The organism is Pseudomonas sp. 9.3L (genome assembly GCF_058536285.1).
In genome coordinates, this window is record NZ_JBZUBK010000001.1 from 482,837 (window position 1) to 498,590 (window position 15,754).

15 protein-coding genes are annotated in these 15,754 nt (G+C 59.4%); 10 read left to right on the forward strand and 5 right to left on the reverse strand.

Annotated features, from left to right (window positions below):
• Position 1: 1 nt before the first annotated feature.
• The 4 genes from dgcA (at position 2) to etfB (ending at position 6,113) form a co-directional block, all read left to right on the forward strand.
• On the forward strand, positions 2-2,062 hold the full coding sequence (gene dgcA, locus AC4LE2_RS02085; protein ID WP_491823859.1) for a dimethylglycine demethylation protein DgcA: 2,061 nt from the start codon (positions 2-4) through the stop codon (positions 2,060-2,062).
• A 104-nt stretch (positions 2,063-2,166) separates the two neighbouring features.
• Positions 2,167-4,116: a dimethylglycine demethylation protein DgcB gene (gene dgcB / locus AC4LE2_RS02090; RefSeq protein WP_491823861.1), complete on the forward strand. Its 1,950-nt coding sequence runs from the start codon at positions 2,167-2,169 to the stop codon at positions 4,114-4,116.
• Positions 4,113-5,333 (forward strand): electron transfer flavoprotein subunit alpha, encoded by a 1,221-nt coding sequence (gene etfA, locus AC4LE2_RS02095; protein ID WP_491823863.1) that lies wholly within the window; start codon positions 4,113-4,115, stop codon positions 5,331-5,333. The genes dgcB and etfA overlap by 4 nt, the downstream gene beginning before the upstream one ends.
• 9 nt (positions 5,334-5,342) lie before the next feature.
• Positions 5,343-6,113, forward strand: a complete 771-nt coding sequence (etfB, locus tag AC4LE2_RS02100; RefSeq protein WP_491823865.1) for an electron transfer flavoprotein subunit beta — start codon at positions 5,343-5,345, stop codon at positions 6,111-6,113.
• 24 nt (positions 6,114-6,137) lie between these two features.
• Here the strand turns inward: etfB and AC4LE2_RS02105 are convergent, their stop codons facing one another.
• A complete protein-coding gene (locus AC4LE2_RS02105; protein ID WP_491823867.1) occupies positions 6,138-8,243 on the reverse strand; it encodes a TonB-dependent siderophore receptor in 2,106 nt (701 codons plus the stop codon).
• 153 nt (positions 8,244-8,396) lie between these two features.
• Between AC4LE2_RS02105 and AC4LE2_RS02110 the strand changes: the two genes are divergently transcribed.
• Together AC4LE2_RS02110 and AC4LE2_RS02115 are read left to right on the forward strand one after the other, a co-directional pair.
• Positions 8,397-9,245 (forward strand): RHS repeat-associated core domain-containing protein, encoded by an 849-nt coding sequence (locus AC4LE2_RS02110; protein ID WP_491823868.1) that lies wholly within the window; start codon positions 8,397-8,399, stop codon positions 9,243-9,245.
• Positions 9,245-10,054 (forward strand): RHS repeat-associated core domain-containing protein, encoded by an 810-nt coding sequence (locus AC4LE2_RS02115; protein ID WP_491823870.1) that lies wholly within the window; start codon positions 9,245-9,247, stop codon positions 10,052-10,054. Before AC4LE2_RS02110 ends, AC4LE2_RS02115 begins: the two co-directional genes overlap by 1 nt.
• A 41-nt stretch (positions 10,055-10,095) precedes the next feature.
• Here the strand turns inward: AC4LE2_RS02115 and gbca are convergent, their stop codons facing one another.
• Positions 10,096-11,391, reverse strand: a complete 1,296-nt coding sequence (gene gbca / locus AC4LE2_RS02120) for a glycine betaine monooxygenase oxygenase subunit (protein ID WP_491823872.1) — start codon at positions 11,389-11,391, stop codon at positions 10,096-10,098.
• 302 nt (positions 11,392-11,693) lie between these two features.
• Between gbca and gbcB the strand changes: the two genes are divergently transcribed.
• The 3 genes from gbcB (at position 11,694) to AC4LE2_RS02135 (ending at position 13,549) form a co-directional block, all read left to right on the forward strand.
• A complete protein-coding gene (gene gbcB / locus AC4LE2_RS02125; RefSeq protein ID WP_491823873.1) occupies positions 11,694-12,794 on the forward strand; it encodes a glycine betaine monooxygenase reductase subunit in 1,101 nt (366 codons plus the stop codon).
• A gap of 225 nt (positions 12,795-13,019) precedes the next feature.
• The gene (locus tag AC4LE2_RS02130; RefSeq protein ID WP_491823874.1) at positions 13,020-13,250 is read left to right on the forward strand and encodes a hypothetical protein; all 231 of its coding nucleotides are present in this window, start codon (positions 13,020-13,022) and stop codon (positions 13,248-13,250) included.
• The gene (locus AC4LE2_RS02135) at positions 13,247-13,549 is read left to right on the forward strand and encodes a cell division protein ZapA (RefSeq protein WP_491823875.1); all 303 of its coding nucleotides are present in this window, start codon (positions 13,247-13,249) and stop codon (positions 13,547-13,549) included. Before AC4LE2_RS02130 ends, AC4LE2_RS02135 begins: the two co-directional genes overlap by 4 nt.
• Before the next feature lie 123 nt (positions 13,550-13,672).
• On the opposite strand, the gene AC4LE2_RS02140 is transcribed toward AC4LE2_RS02135, so the two are convergent.
• Positions 13,673-14,713 (reverse strand): threonine aldolase family protein, encoded by a 1,041-nt coding sequence (locus tag AC4LE2_RS02140; RefSeq protein ID WP_491823876.1) that lies wholly within the window; start codon positions 14,711-14,713, stop codon positions 13,673-13,675.
• Between the two features lie 197 nt (positions 14,714-14,910).
• Here AC4LE2_RS02140 and AC4LE2_RS02145 point away from each other — a divergent pair, with 197 nt between their 5' ends.
• On the forward strand, positions 14,911-15,096 hold the full coding sequence (locus tag AC4LE2_RS02145; RefSeq protein ID WP_491823877.1) for a hypothetical protein: 186 nt from the start codon (positions 14,911-14,913) through the stop codon (positions 15,094-15,096).
• Between the two features lie 30 nt (positions 15,097-15,126).
• Here the strand turns inward: AC4LE2_RS02145 and AC4LE2_RS02150 are convergent, their stop codons facing one another.
• Positions 15,127-15,417: a type II toxin-antitoxin system RelE family toxin gene (locus AC4LE2_RS02150; protein WP_491823878.1), complete on the reverse strand. Its 291-nt coding sequence runs from the start codon at positions 15,415-15,417 to the stop codon at positions 15,127-15,129.
• Entirely contained in the window at positions 15,407-15,646 is a 240-nt protein-coding gene (locus AC4LE2_RS02155) for a type II toxin-antitoxin system RelB/DinJ family antitoxin (RefSeq protein ID WP_491823879.1), read from the reverse strand. Before AC4LE2_RS02155 ends, AC4LE2_RS02150 begins: the two co-directional genes overlap by 11 nt.
• Positions 15,647-15,754: the final 108 nt, after the last annotated feature.

A 15,754-nucleotide genomic window follows, 5' to 3' on the forward strand; every position in this document is an offset into this window, starting at 1 on the left:
CATGGCTTTCGAAGCGATGTTTCAGCCAATTCAAGTCGGCAAGTTGACGATCCGCAATCGCGTGCTCAGTACCGCACACGCCGAGGTGTACGCCACTGATGGCGGTATGACCACCGATCGTTACGTCAAATACTACGAAGAGAAAGCCAAGGGCGGTATTGGCCTGGCCATCTGCGGCGGGTCCTCCAGTGTTGCCATAGACAGCCCGCAGAACTGGTGGAAATCCGTCAACCTGGCCACCGACCGTATCATTCCGCATTTTCAGAACCTGGCCGATGCCATGCACAAGCATGGCGCCAAGATCATGATCCAGATTACCCACATGGGCCGTCGCTCACGGTGGGACGGTGACCATTGGCCTACCCTGATGTCGCCTTCGGGCATTCGTGAGCCGGTGCACCGCGCCACTTGCAAGACCATCGAGCCCGAGGAAATCTGGCGAGTGATCGGCAACTATGCCAGCGCTGCGGCGCGTGCCAAGGCCGGTGGCCTCGACGGCGTGGAGCTGTCGGCGGTTCACCAGCACATGATCGACCAGTTCTGGAGCCCGCGCGTCAACAAGCGCACAGACGAGTGGGGCGGCAGTTTCGAGAACCGTATGCGCTTTGGCCTGGAAGTGATCAAGGCCGTGCGCGCTGAAGTCGGTGAGGATTTCTGCGTCGGGCTACGCATCTGCGGTGATGAATTCCACCCTGATGGCTTGAGCCATGAGGACATGAAGCAGATCGCGGCCTACTACGACGCCACCGGGCTGCTGGACTTCTTCGGGGTAGTGGGCTCGGGTTGCGATACTCACAACACGCTGGCCAACGTGATCCCTAACATGAGCTACCCGCCAGAGCCATTCCTGCACCTGGCGGCGGGCATCAAGGAAGTGGTCAAGGTGCCCGTGCTGCATGCACAGAACATCAAAGACCCCAACCAGGCCACGCGCATCCTCGAAGGTGGCTACGTGGACATGGTGGGCATGACCCGTGCCCATATTGCCGACCCGCACCTGATCGCCAAGATCAAGATGGGTCAGGTGGACCAGATCAAGCAGTGCGTGGGCGCCAACTACTGCATCGACCGCCAGTACCAGGGCCTGGACGTGCTCTGCATCCAGAACGCCGCTACCTCGCGTGAATACATGGGGGTGCCGCACATCATCGAGAAGAGTACCGGCCCCCGCCGCAAGGTGGTGGTGATCGGTGCCGGGCCTGCGGGCATGGAAGCGGCGCGCGTCTCCGCCGAGCGTGGGCACGACGTCACCTTGTTCGAGAAGAAGGAGCAGATCGGCGGCCAGATCAGCATTGCGGCCAAAGCCCCTCAGCGCGACCAGATTGCCGGCATTACCCGCTGGTTCCAGCTGGAGCTGGCACGGTTGAACGTGGACCTGCGCCTCGGCACCGCCGCAGACGTGGACACCATCATGGACTTGCGCCCAGATGTGATCGTGCTGGCCAATGGCGGCCATCCGTTCCTTGAGCAGAATGAACACTGGGGTGTAAGCGAAGGCTTGTCCGTAAGCAGTTGGAACATCCTGGACGGGACGGTCGCCCCTGGCAAAAACGTATTGGTGTACGACACCATTTGCGAATTCACCGGCATGAGCGCAGCGGACTTCCTGGCCGACAAAGGCTGCCAGGTAGAAATCGTGACCGATGACATCAAGCCAGGCGTGGCCATGGGCGGGACCACCTTCCCCACCTACTACCGCAGCATGTACCCCAAGGAAGTGATCATGACCGGGGACCTGATGCTGGAGAAGGTGTACCGCGAAGGCGACAAACTCATCGCGTTGCTGGAGAACGAGTACACCGGTGCCAAGGAAGAGCGGGTGGTCGATCAAGTCGTGATCGAGAACGGCGTACGCCCTGATGAGACCTTGTATTACGCACTCAAGCAAGGTTCGCGCAATAAGGGCCAGATCGACATCGACGCGCTGTTCGCCATTGAGCCTCAACCGTGCCTTAGCCAACCTGGCGACGGCTATCTGCTGTTCCGGATAGGCGACTGCGTGGCCCAGCGCAACATTCATGCGGCCATCTACGACGGGCTGCGGTTGTGCAAGGATTTTTAATAAATGGCCCGTAGGCGCTGGCGCTAGCCTGCTAACCGGGTGGGCCGCACCTTTCGCGAGGTAACGCTCGCGCCTACAGGACACGCGTTCGGAGCCTCAGGCCCATGCTAAACACGATCCTCCCGATTCTGCTGCTAGCTGCCGTAGCGCTCACCTTGTTGGGCGCGGTGCGTCGCGTGGCGTTATGGCGTCAAGGCCGGCCTGCCGAGGTGAGCCTACTGGGTGGCCTATTAGCCATGCCACGTCGCTACCTGGTCGACTTGCACCATGTGGTGGCCCGCGACCGCTACATTTCCAATACCCACGTTGCCACGGCGGGTGGCTTTGCGCTCGCTGCGCTACTGGCAATTGCCGTACACGGGTTCGGCTGGCACAACCGTGTGCTGGGGTATGCCCTGCTGGTGGCCACCGCCGTGATGTTTTGTGGCGCGTTGTTTGTGTACAAGCGCCGTATACACCCACCGGCTCGCTTGTCCAAAGGCCCCTGGATGCGGCTGCCTAAAAGCTTGCTGATGTTTTCCGCCACCTTTTTTATCGTAACGTTGCCAGTGGCAGGTCTATTGCCGGCGGACTTCGGCGGCTGGTTGCTGGCAGGCCTGTTGGCCCTAGGGGTGCTGTGGGGGGTGAGCGAGATGTTCCTGGGCATGACCTGGGGCGGCCCGATCAAGCATGCCTTCGCCGGTGCCTTGCACCTGGCGTGGCACCGTCGGCCTGAGCGCTTTGGCGGCGGCAGGTCCAGTGCCCTCAAAGCACTGGACCTCAACGACCGTAGCGCGCCGCTGGGGGTAGAAAAGCCTCAGGACTTCACTTGGAACCAGTTGCTGGGCTTCGATGCCTGCGTGCAGTGCGGCCGTTGCGAAGCGATGTGTCCGGCGTTCGCGGCTGGCCAGCCGCTTAACCCGAAGAAGCTCATTCAAGACATGGTGGTCGGCCTGGCAGGCGGCACGGATGCTCACTTCGCCGGCAGCCCTTACCCAGGCAAGCCTATTGGCGAGCACGGTGGCAATGCGCATCAGCCTATCGTCAACGGGCTGGTAGACGCCGACACCCTGTGGGCCTGCACCACCTGCCGCGCGTGTGTCGAAGAGTGCCCAATGATGATTGAGCACGTGGATGCCATCGTCGACATGCGCCGCTACCTCACCCTCGAAAAGGGCGCCACCCCCAACAAAGGCGCCGAAGTGCTGGAAAACCTGATCGCCACTGACAACCCTGGTGGTTTTGCGCCAGGTGGGCGACTGAACTGGGCCGCAGACCTGGACTTGCCGGTGTTGGCGCAGGTCAAGACCGCTGAGGTCGTGTTCTGGGTAGGTGATGGCGCGTTCGACATGCGCAATCAGCGCACCTTGCGTGCTTTCGTGAAGGTGCTCAGGGCCGCCTCCGTGGACTTTGCCGTATTAGGCATGGAAGAGCGCGACAGCGGCGACGTAGCCCGTCGTTTGGGCGACGAGGCAACCTTCCAGCAGTTGGCCAAACGTAACATCCAAAGCCTCGCTCAATACCGCTTCAAGCGCATCGTGACCTGTGACCCGCACAGCTTCCATGTGCTCAAGAACGAATACGGCGCCCTGGGCGGTCATTACGAGGTGCTGCACCACAGTACCTACATGGCTGAGCTGATGAGCGAGCAACGGCTAAAGGTAGGCACTCATAAAGGCGCCAGTGTGACGTACCACGACCCCTGCTACCTGGGTCGTTACAACGGTGAGTATGAAGCGCCCCGCCAGGTGCTGCGCGGGCTTGGCATTGAAGTGAAAGAAATGGAACGCTCCGGGTTCCGCTCCCGCTGCTGCGGGGGTGGCGGTGGCGCACCGATCACCGATGTGCCAGGCAAGCAGCGTATTCCCGATATGCGCATGAACGATATCCGTGAAACTCAGGCAGAGATCGTGGCGGTGGGTTGCCCGCAGTGCACCGCAATGCTCGAAGGCGTAGTCGCGCCGCGGCCAGCCATCAAAGATATTGCCGAACTGGTGGCAGAGGCCTTGATCGAGGAGCACGCCGGGCAGCCAGCCCAGGCCGCCAAGCGTAAACCGGCGGAGGTAGACCAGTGAGCGACATTATTCGTAGAGACCCACGTGTGGCATGGATTGGGCGCAACCGCTTGCACCCCTTGCACAGCGCGTTGCAACCGCAGCAGGCCAGTTGGGCGGGCCCTTCCGGTGTCATCCGCAAAAATCCTCATGCAGTAGGTTTTCTAGGCCCTAACAGCCTTCGCCGTATCGACCGCAGTGGCGCCCAGCAGGGTGGTAATGTGCGGCGCCTTGCTAGCGCTGAAGTACAGCGACCGCTACACACCGTGGCAACCCCGTCGTTCTACGTCATGGTGGTGCCGGACATGATCGGCGGGCGGCTTACATTGCATGACCGCGACTTACTAGGGCTGGCTCACCAGATGGTTGGCCAGGAAGGGGCCGTGGTGGCCGTGGTCTTTGGCGAGCATAAGGAGTTGGCCTTCGACCTGGCAGGGGTAGACCGGCTGGTCGTGCTGGCAGAGCATGAATATACCGGTTACACACCTGAGCAGCGCACGCAGGCGCTGCAAGCGCTGGAGTGTCAATTCAGCCCGCGCAACTGGTTGTTCCCAGACACCCGCGATGGTGGGGCAGAGTTAGGCCGGCGCCTGGCAGCGCGATTGGGCGAGCGGCCTGCTACACGTGTGTGGCAAGTCAAAGACGGCCATTGCACGGGCCGTGCGGGCGCAGGTCAGCAAGACATCAGCCGGCCCTTGCCTAAAGTGGTGTTGGCCACGCCCGAGTGCGCGGAGCCGGTGGACGAAACGCGGCATGAGGCGCTGCCAATGGCGCTGGAGGCTTCAGTTGCTCGCATGTTGCCTCGCATCGAAGACGCTGGCGCCGTGGCGGTAGACCCGGCGGCCGTGCCGATGGCAGAAGCAGAATTCATCTTGTCCGGTGGCAATGGCGTGAAGGATTGGGGCCTGTTCCAAGAGGCCGCTCTTGCGCTAGGGGCCACTCAAGGCGCCTCTCGGGTCGCGGTAGACGATGGCTTCATGACCCGCGACCGGCAGGTAGGTGCCAGCGGCACCTGGGTCACTGCTCGGGTGTATGTCGCAGTGGGCATCTCTGGAGCGATCCAGCACCTGCAGGGCATTGGCAGTTGCGACAAAGTGGTTGCCATTAACCTCGACCCCAACTGCGACATGATTAAGCGTGCCGACCTGGCCGTGGTAGGCGACAGCGCCGACGTGCTTCGAGCACTGATCGACGCGGTCGCTGCCTGGCGCGACGGTGCCAAACGTAATGCTGCCTGAGGCGCACCCATGAGCAACAAAATAGTGACCCTGGTTTCAATCGGTGCACACCCTGCCTCGGGCCGGCCGCGCCGTGCCGAGCAGGATGCCCGCGCGGTAGAGCTAGGGTTGGGCTTGGCAGGCGAGGCGCTTGAAGTGCTGCATGCCGGTGACGTAAACGAGCCGGCCCTGCGTGACTATTTGGGCATGGGGCTACCGAGCTTGCAGGTGTTGGAGCAACCTGCGGGCGCCGACGTGCTGCCGGTGCTGGCTGACTACCTGCGAGAGGCTGGCGCCCAGTTGGTGTTAGCCGGCAGCCATACCGAAATGGGCGAAGGCTCAGGCATGCTCCCTTATTTGTTGGGCGAGCGACTGGGCTGGCCAGTAGTAACGGGGCTTGCAGAAGTGCTAAGTATCGAGAACGGCGTGGCTCAGGTGCTTCAGGCGTTACCTCGAGGGCAACGCCGACGGCTGAACGTAAGGCTTCCGTTGGTGGCTACGGTAGACAGTGCCGCACCCAAGGCACGGCAAAGCGCTTATGGCCCGGCCCAGCGCGGTGAGCTGGCTGCTCACGACGTAGAAGTGGTACAGGATGAACTGCTTCAAGGCGACGCTTTGCAGCCGGCCAAACCTCGCCCCAAGCGCCTGAAGGTGATCAAGGCCAAAAGCGGTGCAGACCGCATGAAAGCCGCCACTGCCAAAGCGAGTGGCGGCGGCGGGCAGGTGATGAAGGGCGTCACTGCGCAGGTAGGCGCCGAAGCTGTGCTCAAGCTGCTGCTGGAGGAGGGCGTGCTGCGTTAATCAGGGTTAGCCGTGCGGCCGGGCCTAAAACGTTACGCTGGCGGTTAGCCGCGCCGTGCGTGGCTCGCCCACATTTACCTGTAGCTGACCGGTCCCTGTGCTGGAGGGGTAGTACTGCCGGTCGAACAGGTTGTCCACGTTCAGCTGCAATCGGGTTTTATAGCCTGTAGTGGGCAGGTCCCAGCGTAAAAACGCGTCTGCCACGGTATAGCTGCTCATCCAGAAGCTATTGGCGTTATCGCCTGCACGTTCGCCCACATAGCGAGCGCCGGCCCCCGCATGCCACTGGCCAGTGGGTTCAGGCACATTCAGGTGGTGGCTCAGGTACAGGCTAGCGGTGTGCTTGGGCGCGTTGTTCAGGCGGTTGCCTTGGTTGGTACGGTCTTCGGTGATTTCGGTATGGGTATAGGCATACGTCCCGATTATGTCCCAGCGAGGTGCCAGGCGCCCGGTAGCATCCAGCTCCAGGCCACGTGAGCTAACCTTGCCCGCAGCGTCGGCAGGCGCGTCGCCAACGCCTGGGTTTACGACGTTGGTTTTCTCGATATCAAACAGCGCCAAGTTCAGGTTCAGTGCCTCATTAGGCGTGTACTTGGCGCCCACTTCATAGCTGCGGCCTTTTTCCGGATCGAAGGTGTTGCCGAAGTCATCCACCGTGTCGTTGGGTACGAACGAGCGGCTGTAGTTGCCATACAGCGCCCAGCTATCACTGGGTTGATATACCAAGCCAGCGAAAGGAATGAAGGCTTCACCGTTATCGTCGCGGTTGGGTTCACTGGCACGCGGGATGCCCTGAACACTGTACTGGTCGTAGTGTTGCTGTCGGCCGCCCAACACCAGGATCCAGTGTTCATTCAAATACCAATTGTCTTTGAAGTACACCGAGGTCGAGGTCAGCTCGTTACGTAGGTTGCTGGTGCTCTCGCTTACTACATTGGGCTCGGCTAAACGCCCGTAAGCAGGGTTGTACACGTCAAAGCCATCCACGGCTTTATTGCGGTACGTCTTGCCTCGGTATTTATCGCTGGCTTCATTATCCACGCCCACCAGAAGGTCATGGCGCTGACCGAATAGGGCCTGTTGGCCCAGCACATCCAGGCTGGCGTAGCGGGTCTCGTAATCGTAATGACCGCCGTTGGCCTGTCGGCTCAGCACACCGTTAGCCAACGCTGAAGGCTGGGCGATCGCCAAGCTGTAGCGGTCGTTGTTCCAACCATAGGTGGCGCGGGCCTTCCAGTCATCGTTCAGTTGGTACTCGAAACGCGCCTGGGCGGTTTCCGAGATCCCTACGGTTTTGGCCCAGTGCTCGTCTAGCCGTTTGCGGTAGTTTACCGGTGCAGGGTGGCCCTCGATGAACACCGTTCCACGGTCGAAAGGCCCGCTGTAGTCATTGTATTCATAGGCAAGAAGCACGCTGGCACGGTCGCCCGTCCAACTCAGTGAAGGGGCTACCAACGAGTGCTCGTTGGTGCCGTAGTTACGCCAATAGTCTTCATGCTTGCGCTCGGCGATCAGCCGATAGGCCAGCCCTGTTTCCCCTATGGGCCCGGTGGTATCTAGGCCTAGCGTACCGCCACCTTCACTGAAGGCAGCACCTGTGAGCGTGGTGCTTTGCACATACTGAGGCTGCTTGCTGACGATATTGATCAGCCCGCCAGGGTCCAGCGCGCCGTACAGCAAGGACGCAGGGCCTTTGAGCACTTCAACGTGGTCGGTGGTAGGGCTCAGGTTATGGCTTACCACCGAGCGCACGCCGTCACGCAGGATCGAGCCATCATCGTTGGTGCCAAACCCCCGCTTGACCAGCGAGTCCTTGGTGTTGCCAAGCGTGTTGCCTTGGGACACGCCGCTGACGAACTTCAAGGCGTCGTCCAGGGAGCGGGCGTTGTAATCCTGCAAGGTCTGTTGAGTGACCACGTTGATGCTCTGCGCTTCATCGCGTATGGGCACCTCGGATTTGCTGGCGGTGCTGGCTTGGTTGCGAGCGTAACCCTCTAACGCTTTGACGATAGGTGCGTCCACTTGGATAGTGCCGAGTTCTACAGCGTTTTGTGCCTCTGACAAACTTGCCAAGGGTAAGGAAACAATAGCCAGCGTCCAGACACCGGGCGAGATGAAGCGAGTTGACATAGGAAAATCCGATTAGCGCGAATGAGAACTATTCTAATTAAATTGCCCTGTCATGCATAGCTGCTGCGGTTTGAATAGCTCGCTGATCTACTAGCTAGTGGGAAATGAAAGACACCCCTAGGCTGATAAGACGTTTTTAATTGAAAGTACTTTATGGCCTATTACGTCTTGCTGGCAGACCCTTATGGCACCGTGCTTAGGCAGCGAGGGGCAGGTGCCCGAGGACGGCTTAGCTACACACCGTTCGGCCAATTACCCAGTGTGCCTAGGCGTAGCTACACAGCATTCACAGGGCAACTATGTGAGGCCAACAGCGGCGTCTATCTGCTCGGCAATGGTTATCGCGCCTATAACCCTTCGTTGAGACGGTTCATTCAACCGGACCGGTTCAGCCCATTCGCTCAGGGGGGTATTAATGGTTATGTGTATTGCGCAGGAGAACCTGTCAATCGAACGGACCCTACAGGCGCTTACGTTGGCATGGTGGGAGTCATCGCGGCGGCAGCAGCAAATCTGGTTAGCGGGTTGAGTGTGGCTGTGCGCACCGCAACTGCGGTCGCCGATGACCTGATAGCAGGTGGAATGGCCGCTAACGTCACATGGACAAGGCGTCTACGGGATATGTTGGGTTTCAATGCCCAGTTGGGAAACCTTGCGGCGAGAGGGCAGCAGCTTCCGGTGGCCATCCACGCATCAAGGCCTATCGAGTTAGCGCTGTCGGCAGGCGTGACCGGGATTTTTTCGCAATTTACCGCCGCCGCTACTAATAGCTTCAATGTGTGGGACAGCGCAGTGAGTTTAAGGGAAGCGGTGCGTGCTCATAATTTACATTGGCGCACGGTGATGGCTGAAACAACTGCCGAGGTATCCGGTTTTAACCTGCTCAGTGGCCGCCCGAGAACAGGTAGGGTACGGCCCTCTGGGCTCACTGACGTTGTTATGGAAGTACCGCCTGTAAGGCGCCCCAGCGCTCAATCACACTCGGTAGTTGAGCTTCGATAATGAGCGCAGCGCTTGATATTTGCTTCTTTGCGGCAGAGCGATCAGGCACTGTGCTGATGCAGGGCCGCCAACGCTCGGCGTATTCACCTTATGGGGCCAATGGACAGCGGCTGCTCAGGCCTGCGCTTGGGTTTACCGGCCAAATTCGCGAGCCGGCAGGTGGGTATTTATTAGGCAATGGCAAGCGCCTGTACCTTCCTTCCCAGGCACGCTTCTGCCAGCCAGATCGCCTTTCACCGTTCGGTCGGGGCGGTATCAATGCGTATGCGTATTGCGAGCAAGACCCTATCAACCGCCATGACCCCTCTGGCAGCTCTTTCAGTTGGTTGCCCAATCTGTTGGGCGCAGGCACCTCAACGGTTTTTCTTACCTCTGTGTTCAATAGAACCGCTGATACCATCGTTGATCTGTCCATTGGCAGCTTGACTTCAGTGCCCGGTACGCTTGCTCGCTTTGAAAGCGTGGGTACTTTTTGGGGAGCAACCGCCGGGGTGGTAGCGAATGGGGCGGGCCTGGCTGTAGGGGGTGTAAGCGAGTTGGGGTCGGTGTCGGTCATAGGCGGGATGGTGGCGTCCACGGCTTATAGCGCGTCAGGCCTGGCGCCAGCAGTGAGGACCGGTGCGAACTGGGTTGGCAAGGCCCGCAGCAACGGGCTGAGCCCTGGGCGAGTGGCCTTGCTAGCGTTGGATGAAGCTAGCGGCCTTAGGCTTGCTACTGGGCGGAGTTTCCCCTCGCTCCAGCGCAATATCGAAGGAGCGATTGAGTTCGGAATACACGGCACTTGGACCTCGCCCGTGCACCACCTGTAAGCCTGCGCAGCCTTCCTCCAAGGCTGCGGGCGGCGCGAAGGTTATTCGTTAACTTTCACTTCTTTAAGGTAAGGAGCAGCCTCCGCGCCCAGGTTATTGAGCATGCGCGCGCTGTACCAGTCGATGAAGTTGACCACGCCAAACTCGTACGTCTTGGAGTAGGGGCCCGGTTGGTAGGCGGTGGAGTTGATCCCGCGCTGGTTCTCTTCGGCCAGGCGACGGTCTTGGTCGTTGGTGGCGTCCCACACCTGGCGCAGGCGAGCGGGGTCGTAATCCACACCTTCTACCGCATCCTTATGCACCAACCACTTGGTGGTCACCAAGGTTTCCTGGGCGCTGATCGGCCACACGGTGAACACGATCACATGGTCGCCCATGCAGTGGTTCCACGAGTGAGGCAGGTGAAGGATACGCATGGAGCCTAGGTCCGGATTCTGAATACGGCCCATGAGCTTGTTGCACCCAGGCTTGCCGTCCATGGTCATGGACACGGTGCCTTTTAGCAGCGGCATGCGCACGATACGGTTACGCAGGCCAAAGCTCTTGTGCAGGTAAGGGATTTTTTCAGCGTCCCAGGCTGCGGCAGACTCGGCCACGTGGTCCTTGAAGGCCTGGCTGGCGCGGGGGTCGTTGGTGTCATCCCATTCCAGCAAGGTGTTGAGCAGCTCAGGGTGGGAGCCGTTGCAGTGGTAGCACTCGCGGTTGTTCTCAAGCACCAGCTTCCAGTTTGCCTTCTCCCGCAAGGTGGTTTGTACCGCCACCTTGGTGTTCTCCATGTCGTAGGGCTCCATGTAATGCCCCAGGGTTTGGAGAAACTCGTCGATGGCCGGTGGGTTCTCCGCCAGGCTGATGAATATATAGCCGCCTGCATTTTTCACATGCACAGGCTTGAGGCCATAGGTTTTCATGTCGAAGTCATCGCCCATTTCGCTACCGGCGAACAACAGGCGGCCGTCCAGCTCGTACGTCCACTGGTGGTAAGGACAGACCAGTTTGGCAACCTTGCCCTTTTCACTCGTGCACAGCCGTGAGCCCCGGTGGCGGCACACGTTATGGAAGGCATGGATAGCGTTGTCTGCACCGCGCACTACCAGTACCGGGTTGTTGCCAATCTCCAGGGTAAGGTAGTTGCCCTTTTTGGGGATCTCGCAGGTCATGCCAGCAATCAGCCATTCCTTATGGAAGATCTCTTGCATGTCGATCTGAAAGACGCGCTCGTCGCTGTAGAACGGCTGCGGTAGCGAAAACGTACGCTCCCGGGTCTGCAGCATATGGGCAGTGGCGTTGCGCGCGGCTGCCAGCGGATCGCCAAGGCTCAGGTTCTGGGTGACGTCCATCGTTTAATCCTCGGGGCCGGCGCGCCGGCGAATGTAGGCTGTTGGGGTGCGCTCGATAGCGCTTCACGGCGTTGGCGCGGCTATCCCTGTAGGCCGTGCCTTTATGGGTGGAGTGTGCGTGCGAGCGATGACTGAACCTTATCCATGGGCGACATGGCCGGATCCGTTCCCGACCACCAACTCCAGTGCCAGCAAGGCTGGTTGCCATAAGCATGCGAATGTCGCGAATAGGCAAGCTGCCCACCCGGCCGACACGCAGAATCGCCGCAAAGAAGCCGACGATCGGCTGTGGAGGAACACGCATGTCCAGTAGCTTCCTGAACCCCGTAAACACTCAGACGTGGGCCAACGGTCGGCATGTGGTGCGCTGCGTCAAGGTGATCCAGGAAACCTGGGACGTGCGTACCTTTTGCTTCATGGCCGATCAGCCGGTGATGTTCTTTTTCAAGCCTGGGCAGTTCGTGACCCTGGAGCTGGAAATCGAAGGCCAGACGGTGATGCGGTCGTACACCATTTCCAGCTCGCCATCGGTGCCCTACAGCTTCTCGATTACCATCAAGCGGGTGCCGGGTGGGCGAGTGTCTAACTGGCTGCACGATACCCTGCATGAAGGCCAGGAGCTGGCGGTTCACGGGCCGGTGGGGCTGTTCAATGCGATCGACTACCCGTCGGAGAAAGTGCTGTACCTGAGCGGCGGGGTAGGCGTCACGCCGGTGATGTCCATGGCCCGCTGGTTCTACGACACCAACGCCAACGTGGACATGATCTTCGTTCACAGCGCGCGCTCGCCCAAGGACGTCATTTACCACCGCGAGCTGGAACATATGGCCGCCCGCATTCCCAACTTCGCACTGCACATCATTTGTGAGAAGCACGGCCTGGGTGAGCCCTGGGCGGGATACCGGGGTTACCTGAACCTGCCGATGCTGCAATTGATGGCCCCGGACTATCTGGAACGTGAAGTGTTCTGCTGCGGGCCAACCCCTTATATGAATGCGGTGAAGCGCTTGCTGGAGCAAGTTGGCTTCGACATGCGCCGCTACCATGAAGAATCGTTCGGGGCCACGCCCGCCGACGCTCGCGCGGATGCAGTGGAGCAGGCCGAGCAGGCTGCGGATGCACCCGAGGTGCCGTCAGCCGACTTGCACCGGGTGGACTTCGTAAGCACCGGCAAGAGCATCCGGGTTACCCCCGGTGAAACCGTTCACGCGGCAGCAGCCAAGTTGGGGCTGACCATCCCCAAGGCTTGCGGCATGGGCATCTGCGGCACCTGCAAGGTACTCAAGCTCAGTGGCGAAGTAGAGATGGAGCACAACGGGGGCATTACCGAGGAAGACGAAGCCGAGGGGTACATCCTGGCCTGCTGCAGCGTACCGAAGGGGGACGTTCAGATTGACTATTGAGATGCGTTGTAGCCGGTGAAGTGGAGGGCTCGCCTTAACTAATGACCGTCTGTCTCCTGTGGTTTTTTGTGCGGAACCTCACACTTTTATGACAGTCCATGGCCCAACGTGCAGTGTTGGGCCATTTTCATTTCTCAGCCCCTGTTTTCGCGCTGGCGACGCACGCGCTTTTTTCTTATCGTACGTGCTCTTCATATTTACCCCTGGTTTTGAGTACCCCCTCTCATGTTGGAAGCGTCCCTTAATAAGCTGGAAGCACTGGTTGGCCAATTGCTGGAGCAAAACCGTCAGTTAGCAGACGCTAACGCCACCTTGAACGAAGCGCTGGCCCAGGCACGGGATGAAAACGATACCCTTCAAATCAGCCTGCTGGAGCAAGAAGAGCAGCAAGGCGCCACCGCTGCTCGTATCCAGGCCTTGATCGAACGGGTTAGCCCCGAGCCGGTTGGCGCATGAGCCAGAACACGACGCGAGTGGTCGAGATCCTCGGCAACGACTACACCTTGCGCGCCCCTGCCGATCAGGAAGAAACCCTGTTCGATGCGGCCATGATGCTCAAGGCAAGCCTGGCCGACACCAAGAAAAAACACCCTACCCTGGTGGGCGACCGCCTGTTGGTGCTTACCGCCATGAACATCTGCTCGCAACTGCTCGACGCCCAGCGTGAGCACCGCCAGGCTATTGCCGAGTATGAGCAGCAGGTGAACGCGACTGTCGCGAATTTGGAACGCACCATGGGCAAGGCAGCGGAGTAGGGCGCCAAGCCTGCCCTCTGTAAGAGCCGACGGCAGTTGGCGAAATACGACGGCCAAACAGGCCGGTAGAGGCCTTTCGCCAACTGGCGTTGGCTCCTACAGATAGTAGGCAGGTGGGGCCGCTTAGGCTGCGCCTACCACCGCTTTTATGTCCTCCGCTAGCTCCCGCACACGCGCTTCGCTGGTATCCCAAGAGCACATAAAGCGAGCGCCACCCCCGATAAAGGTATAGAAGCGCCAGCCACGCTCACGCAACGCAGCGATGGCGTGTTCCGGCATGGTCAGAAACACCCCATTGGCTTCGACCGGGAACATCAGGCTCACCTGAGGCGTTTGTGCTATCAGGTCGGCCAGCAGACGCGCACAGGCGTTGGCGTGCTGGGCGTGGCGGAGCCAGGCGTCGTTTTCGAGCAGCCCGACCCACGGGGCCGATAGAAAACGCATCTTCGAGGCCAACTGCCCGGCCTGCTTGCAGCGGTAGTCGAAATCTTCGGCCAGCTCGCGGCGGAAGAACAAGATCGCCTCGCCCACGGCCATACCGTTCTTGGTGCCGCCAAAGCACAGCACATCTACCCCGGCCTTCCAGGTTAGCTCTGCCGGGCTGCACCCCAGTGACGCGCAGGCATTCGCGAAGCGTGCGCCATCTATGTGCAGGTTTAACCCAAACTCTTTGCAGGTGGCACTGATCGCCTTTAGCTCGGCAGGGTGATACAGCGTGCCTACTTCAGTGGTTTGAGTGATGGTGACCACGCGGGGTTTGGGGTAATGAATATCCTGGCGCTTGAGGGCCACTTCGCGAATGGCCTCAGGCGTAAGCTTGCCGGCTTCGCTGCGTGCGGTGAGTAGCTTGGAGCCGTTGGAGAAGAACTCCGGTGCGCCGCACTCGTCGGTTTCCACGTGCGCGGTGTTCGAGCAGATTACGCTGTGATAGCTCTGGCACAGGGCCGACAGCGCCAGTGAGTTAGCGGCGGTGCCGTTAAAGGCAAAAAACACTTCGCAGTCTGTTTCAAACAGCCGGCGGAAATGGTCCGCCGCCCGGGCAGTCCATTCATCGTCCCCGTACGCGCGCTGGTGGCCTCGGTTGGCTGCGTCCATCGCCGCCCAGGCTTCGGGGCAGATACCCGAATAGTTGTCGCTGGCGAATTGCTGGGTTTGGTCGTGCATGGGGGCATCCCTAGTCGTTGACCTGGCTACTGTACGCCGGGCGGGGCGGTAGGGGTATGGGGGTGTGCTGAGGGATATCGCTGTAGGCGGCGATCTTTAAGAAGTTTCCTATACGTTTCTCGGAAACGCCCTACATCGTTTTCAAGTGGCCAATAGTTAGCATTTCTAAAAGCCGAAAAAGTGATCGCAGGCCGTTCATGAGCAAAACCCTCCACGCACTTCTGCTACTGGTGCTGACCGCCGACAGCCTTTTGGTTTTTCTCATTCCCGTAGTGGTTTACAGCGTTACCAGCAGTTTGGCGTTATCCGGCCTTACCTATGCAATGGCGTGGCTACCACGGATCATCATTACGCCGTTGGTGGGTACTTCCATTGATCGTTAGGGAAGTAAGCATAAGCATGAGAGGTATATTTTATGAGCCTGCCCGCTCAGTGGCTTTGCGATAAACCTGCGAACGTTCACGCTTATCCACCGCGACTACGAACACAATGACTTCTCGCTCAGCTACTTGGTAGACCAAACGGTACCCACTGCTGCGTAACTTGATTTTATAGCAATTAGGTAATGCCGATAGCTTATTGGCTTCAATGCGTGGGTTGATCAATACAGCGGCCAGCTTTTTTTTGAATTGCTCTCGTACGGTATCTCCTAATTTGCGCCATTCCTTTAGGGCGCGTGCGTCGAATTCAAGGCTATAGGTCATCCAGCAAAACCTTTATCCGCTGAGGCTTAGCCAGTCGTGCTTTCACCGTTGAGATCAAGGCTTCATCTTCCTCGGTCATTAGCACTGGCCTAAAAGGAAGTTGGCCTCTCTCAGCAACGTACTGGAGTGCCTGACGCATTAATTCAGAAGGCGTAACCCCGAGCTTTTCTAGCTCGCGATAAGCTCGCATTTTCAGATCATCATCGATACGGATGTTGATGGAGGCCATAGAATAGATCTCTCTGTAATGACAGACGCCTTTACATTCACCTAAAAAGCTTTTCTTGGCAAGCCCCGATTGTCGTAATCGCGCCGCTGCGTGACGCCCGCAGGCATC

Bases quoted from the DNA above. Each gene is read 5' to 3' on its own strand.
- dgcA (WP_491823859.1), top strand. From the start codon at position 2: ATGGCTTTCGAAGCGATGTTTCAGCCAATTCAAGTCGGCAAGTTGACG.
- dgcB (WP_491823861.1), top strand. From the start codon at position 2,167: ATGCTAAACACGATCCTCCCGATTCTGCTGCTAGCTGCCGTAGCGCTC.
- gbca (WP_491823872.1), bottom strand. From the start codon at position 11,391: ATGGACGTCACCCAGAACCTGAGCCTTGGCGATCCGCTGGCAGCCGCG.
- AC4LE2_RS02110 (WP_491823868.1), top strand. From the start codon at position 8,397: ATGGCCTATTACGTCTTGCTGGCAGACCCTTATGGCACCGTGCTTAGG.
- AC4LE2_RS02135 (WP_491823875.1), top strand. From the start codon at position 13,247: ATGAGCCAGAACACGACGCGAGTGGTCGAGATCCTCGGCAACGACTAC.
- AC4LE2_RS02115 (WP_491823870.1), top strand. From the start codon at position 9,245: ATGAGCGCAGCGCTTGATATTTGCTTCTTTGCGGCAGAGCGATCAGGC.
- etfB (WP_491823865.1), top strand. From the start codon at position 5,343: ATGAGCAACAAAATAGTGACCCTGGTTTCAATCGGTGCACACCCTGCC.
- AC4LE2_RS02150 (WP_491823878.1), bottom strand. From the start codon at position 15,417: ATGACCTATAGCCTTGAATTCGACGCACGCGCCCTAAAGGAATGGCGC.
- AC4LE2_RS02145 (WP_491823877.1), top strand. From the start codon at position 14,911: ATGAGCAAAACCCTCCACGCACTTCTGCTACTGGTGCTGACCGCCGAC.
- AC4LE2_RS02130 (WP_491823874.1), top strand. From the start codon at position 13,020: ATGTTGGAAGCGTCCCTTAATAAGCTGGAAGCACTGGTTGGCCAATTG.
- AC4LE2_RS02155 (WP_491823879.1), bottom strand. From the start codon at position 15,646: ATGGCCTCCATCAACATCCGTATCGATGATGATCTGAAAATGCGAGCT.
- AC4LE2_RS02105 (WP_491823867.1), bottom strand. From the start codon at position 8,243: ATGTCAACTCGCTTCATCTCGCCCGGTGTCTGGACGCTGGCTATTGTT.
- gbcB (WP_491823873.1), top strand. From the start codon at position 11,694: ATGTCCAGTAGCTTCCTGAACCCCGTAAACACTCAGACGTGGGCCAAC.
- AC4LE2_RS02140 (WP_491823876.1), bottom strand. From the start codon at position 14,713: ATGCACGACCAAACCCAGCAATTCGCCAGCGACAACTATTCGGGTATC.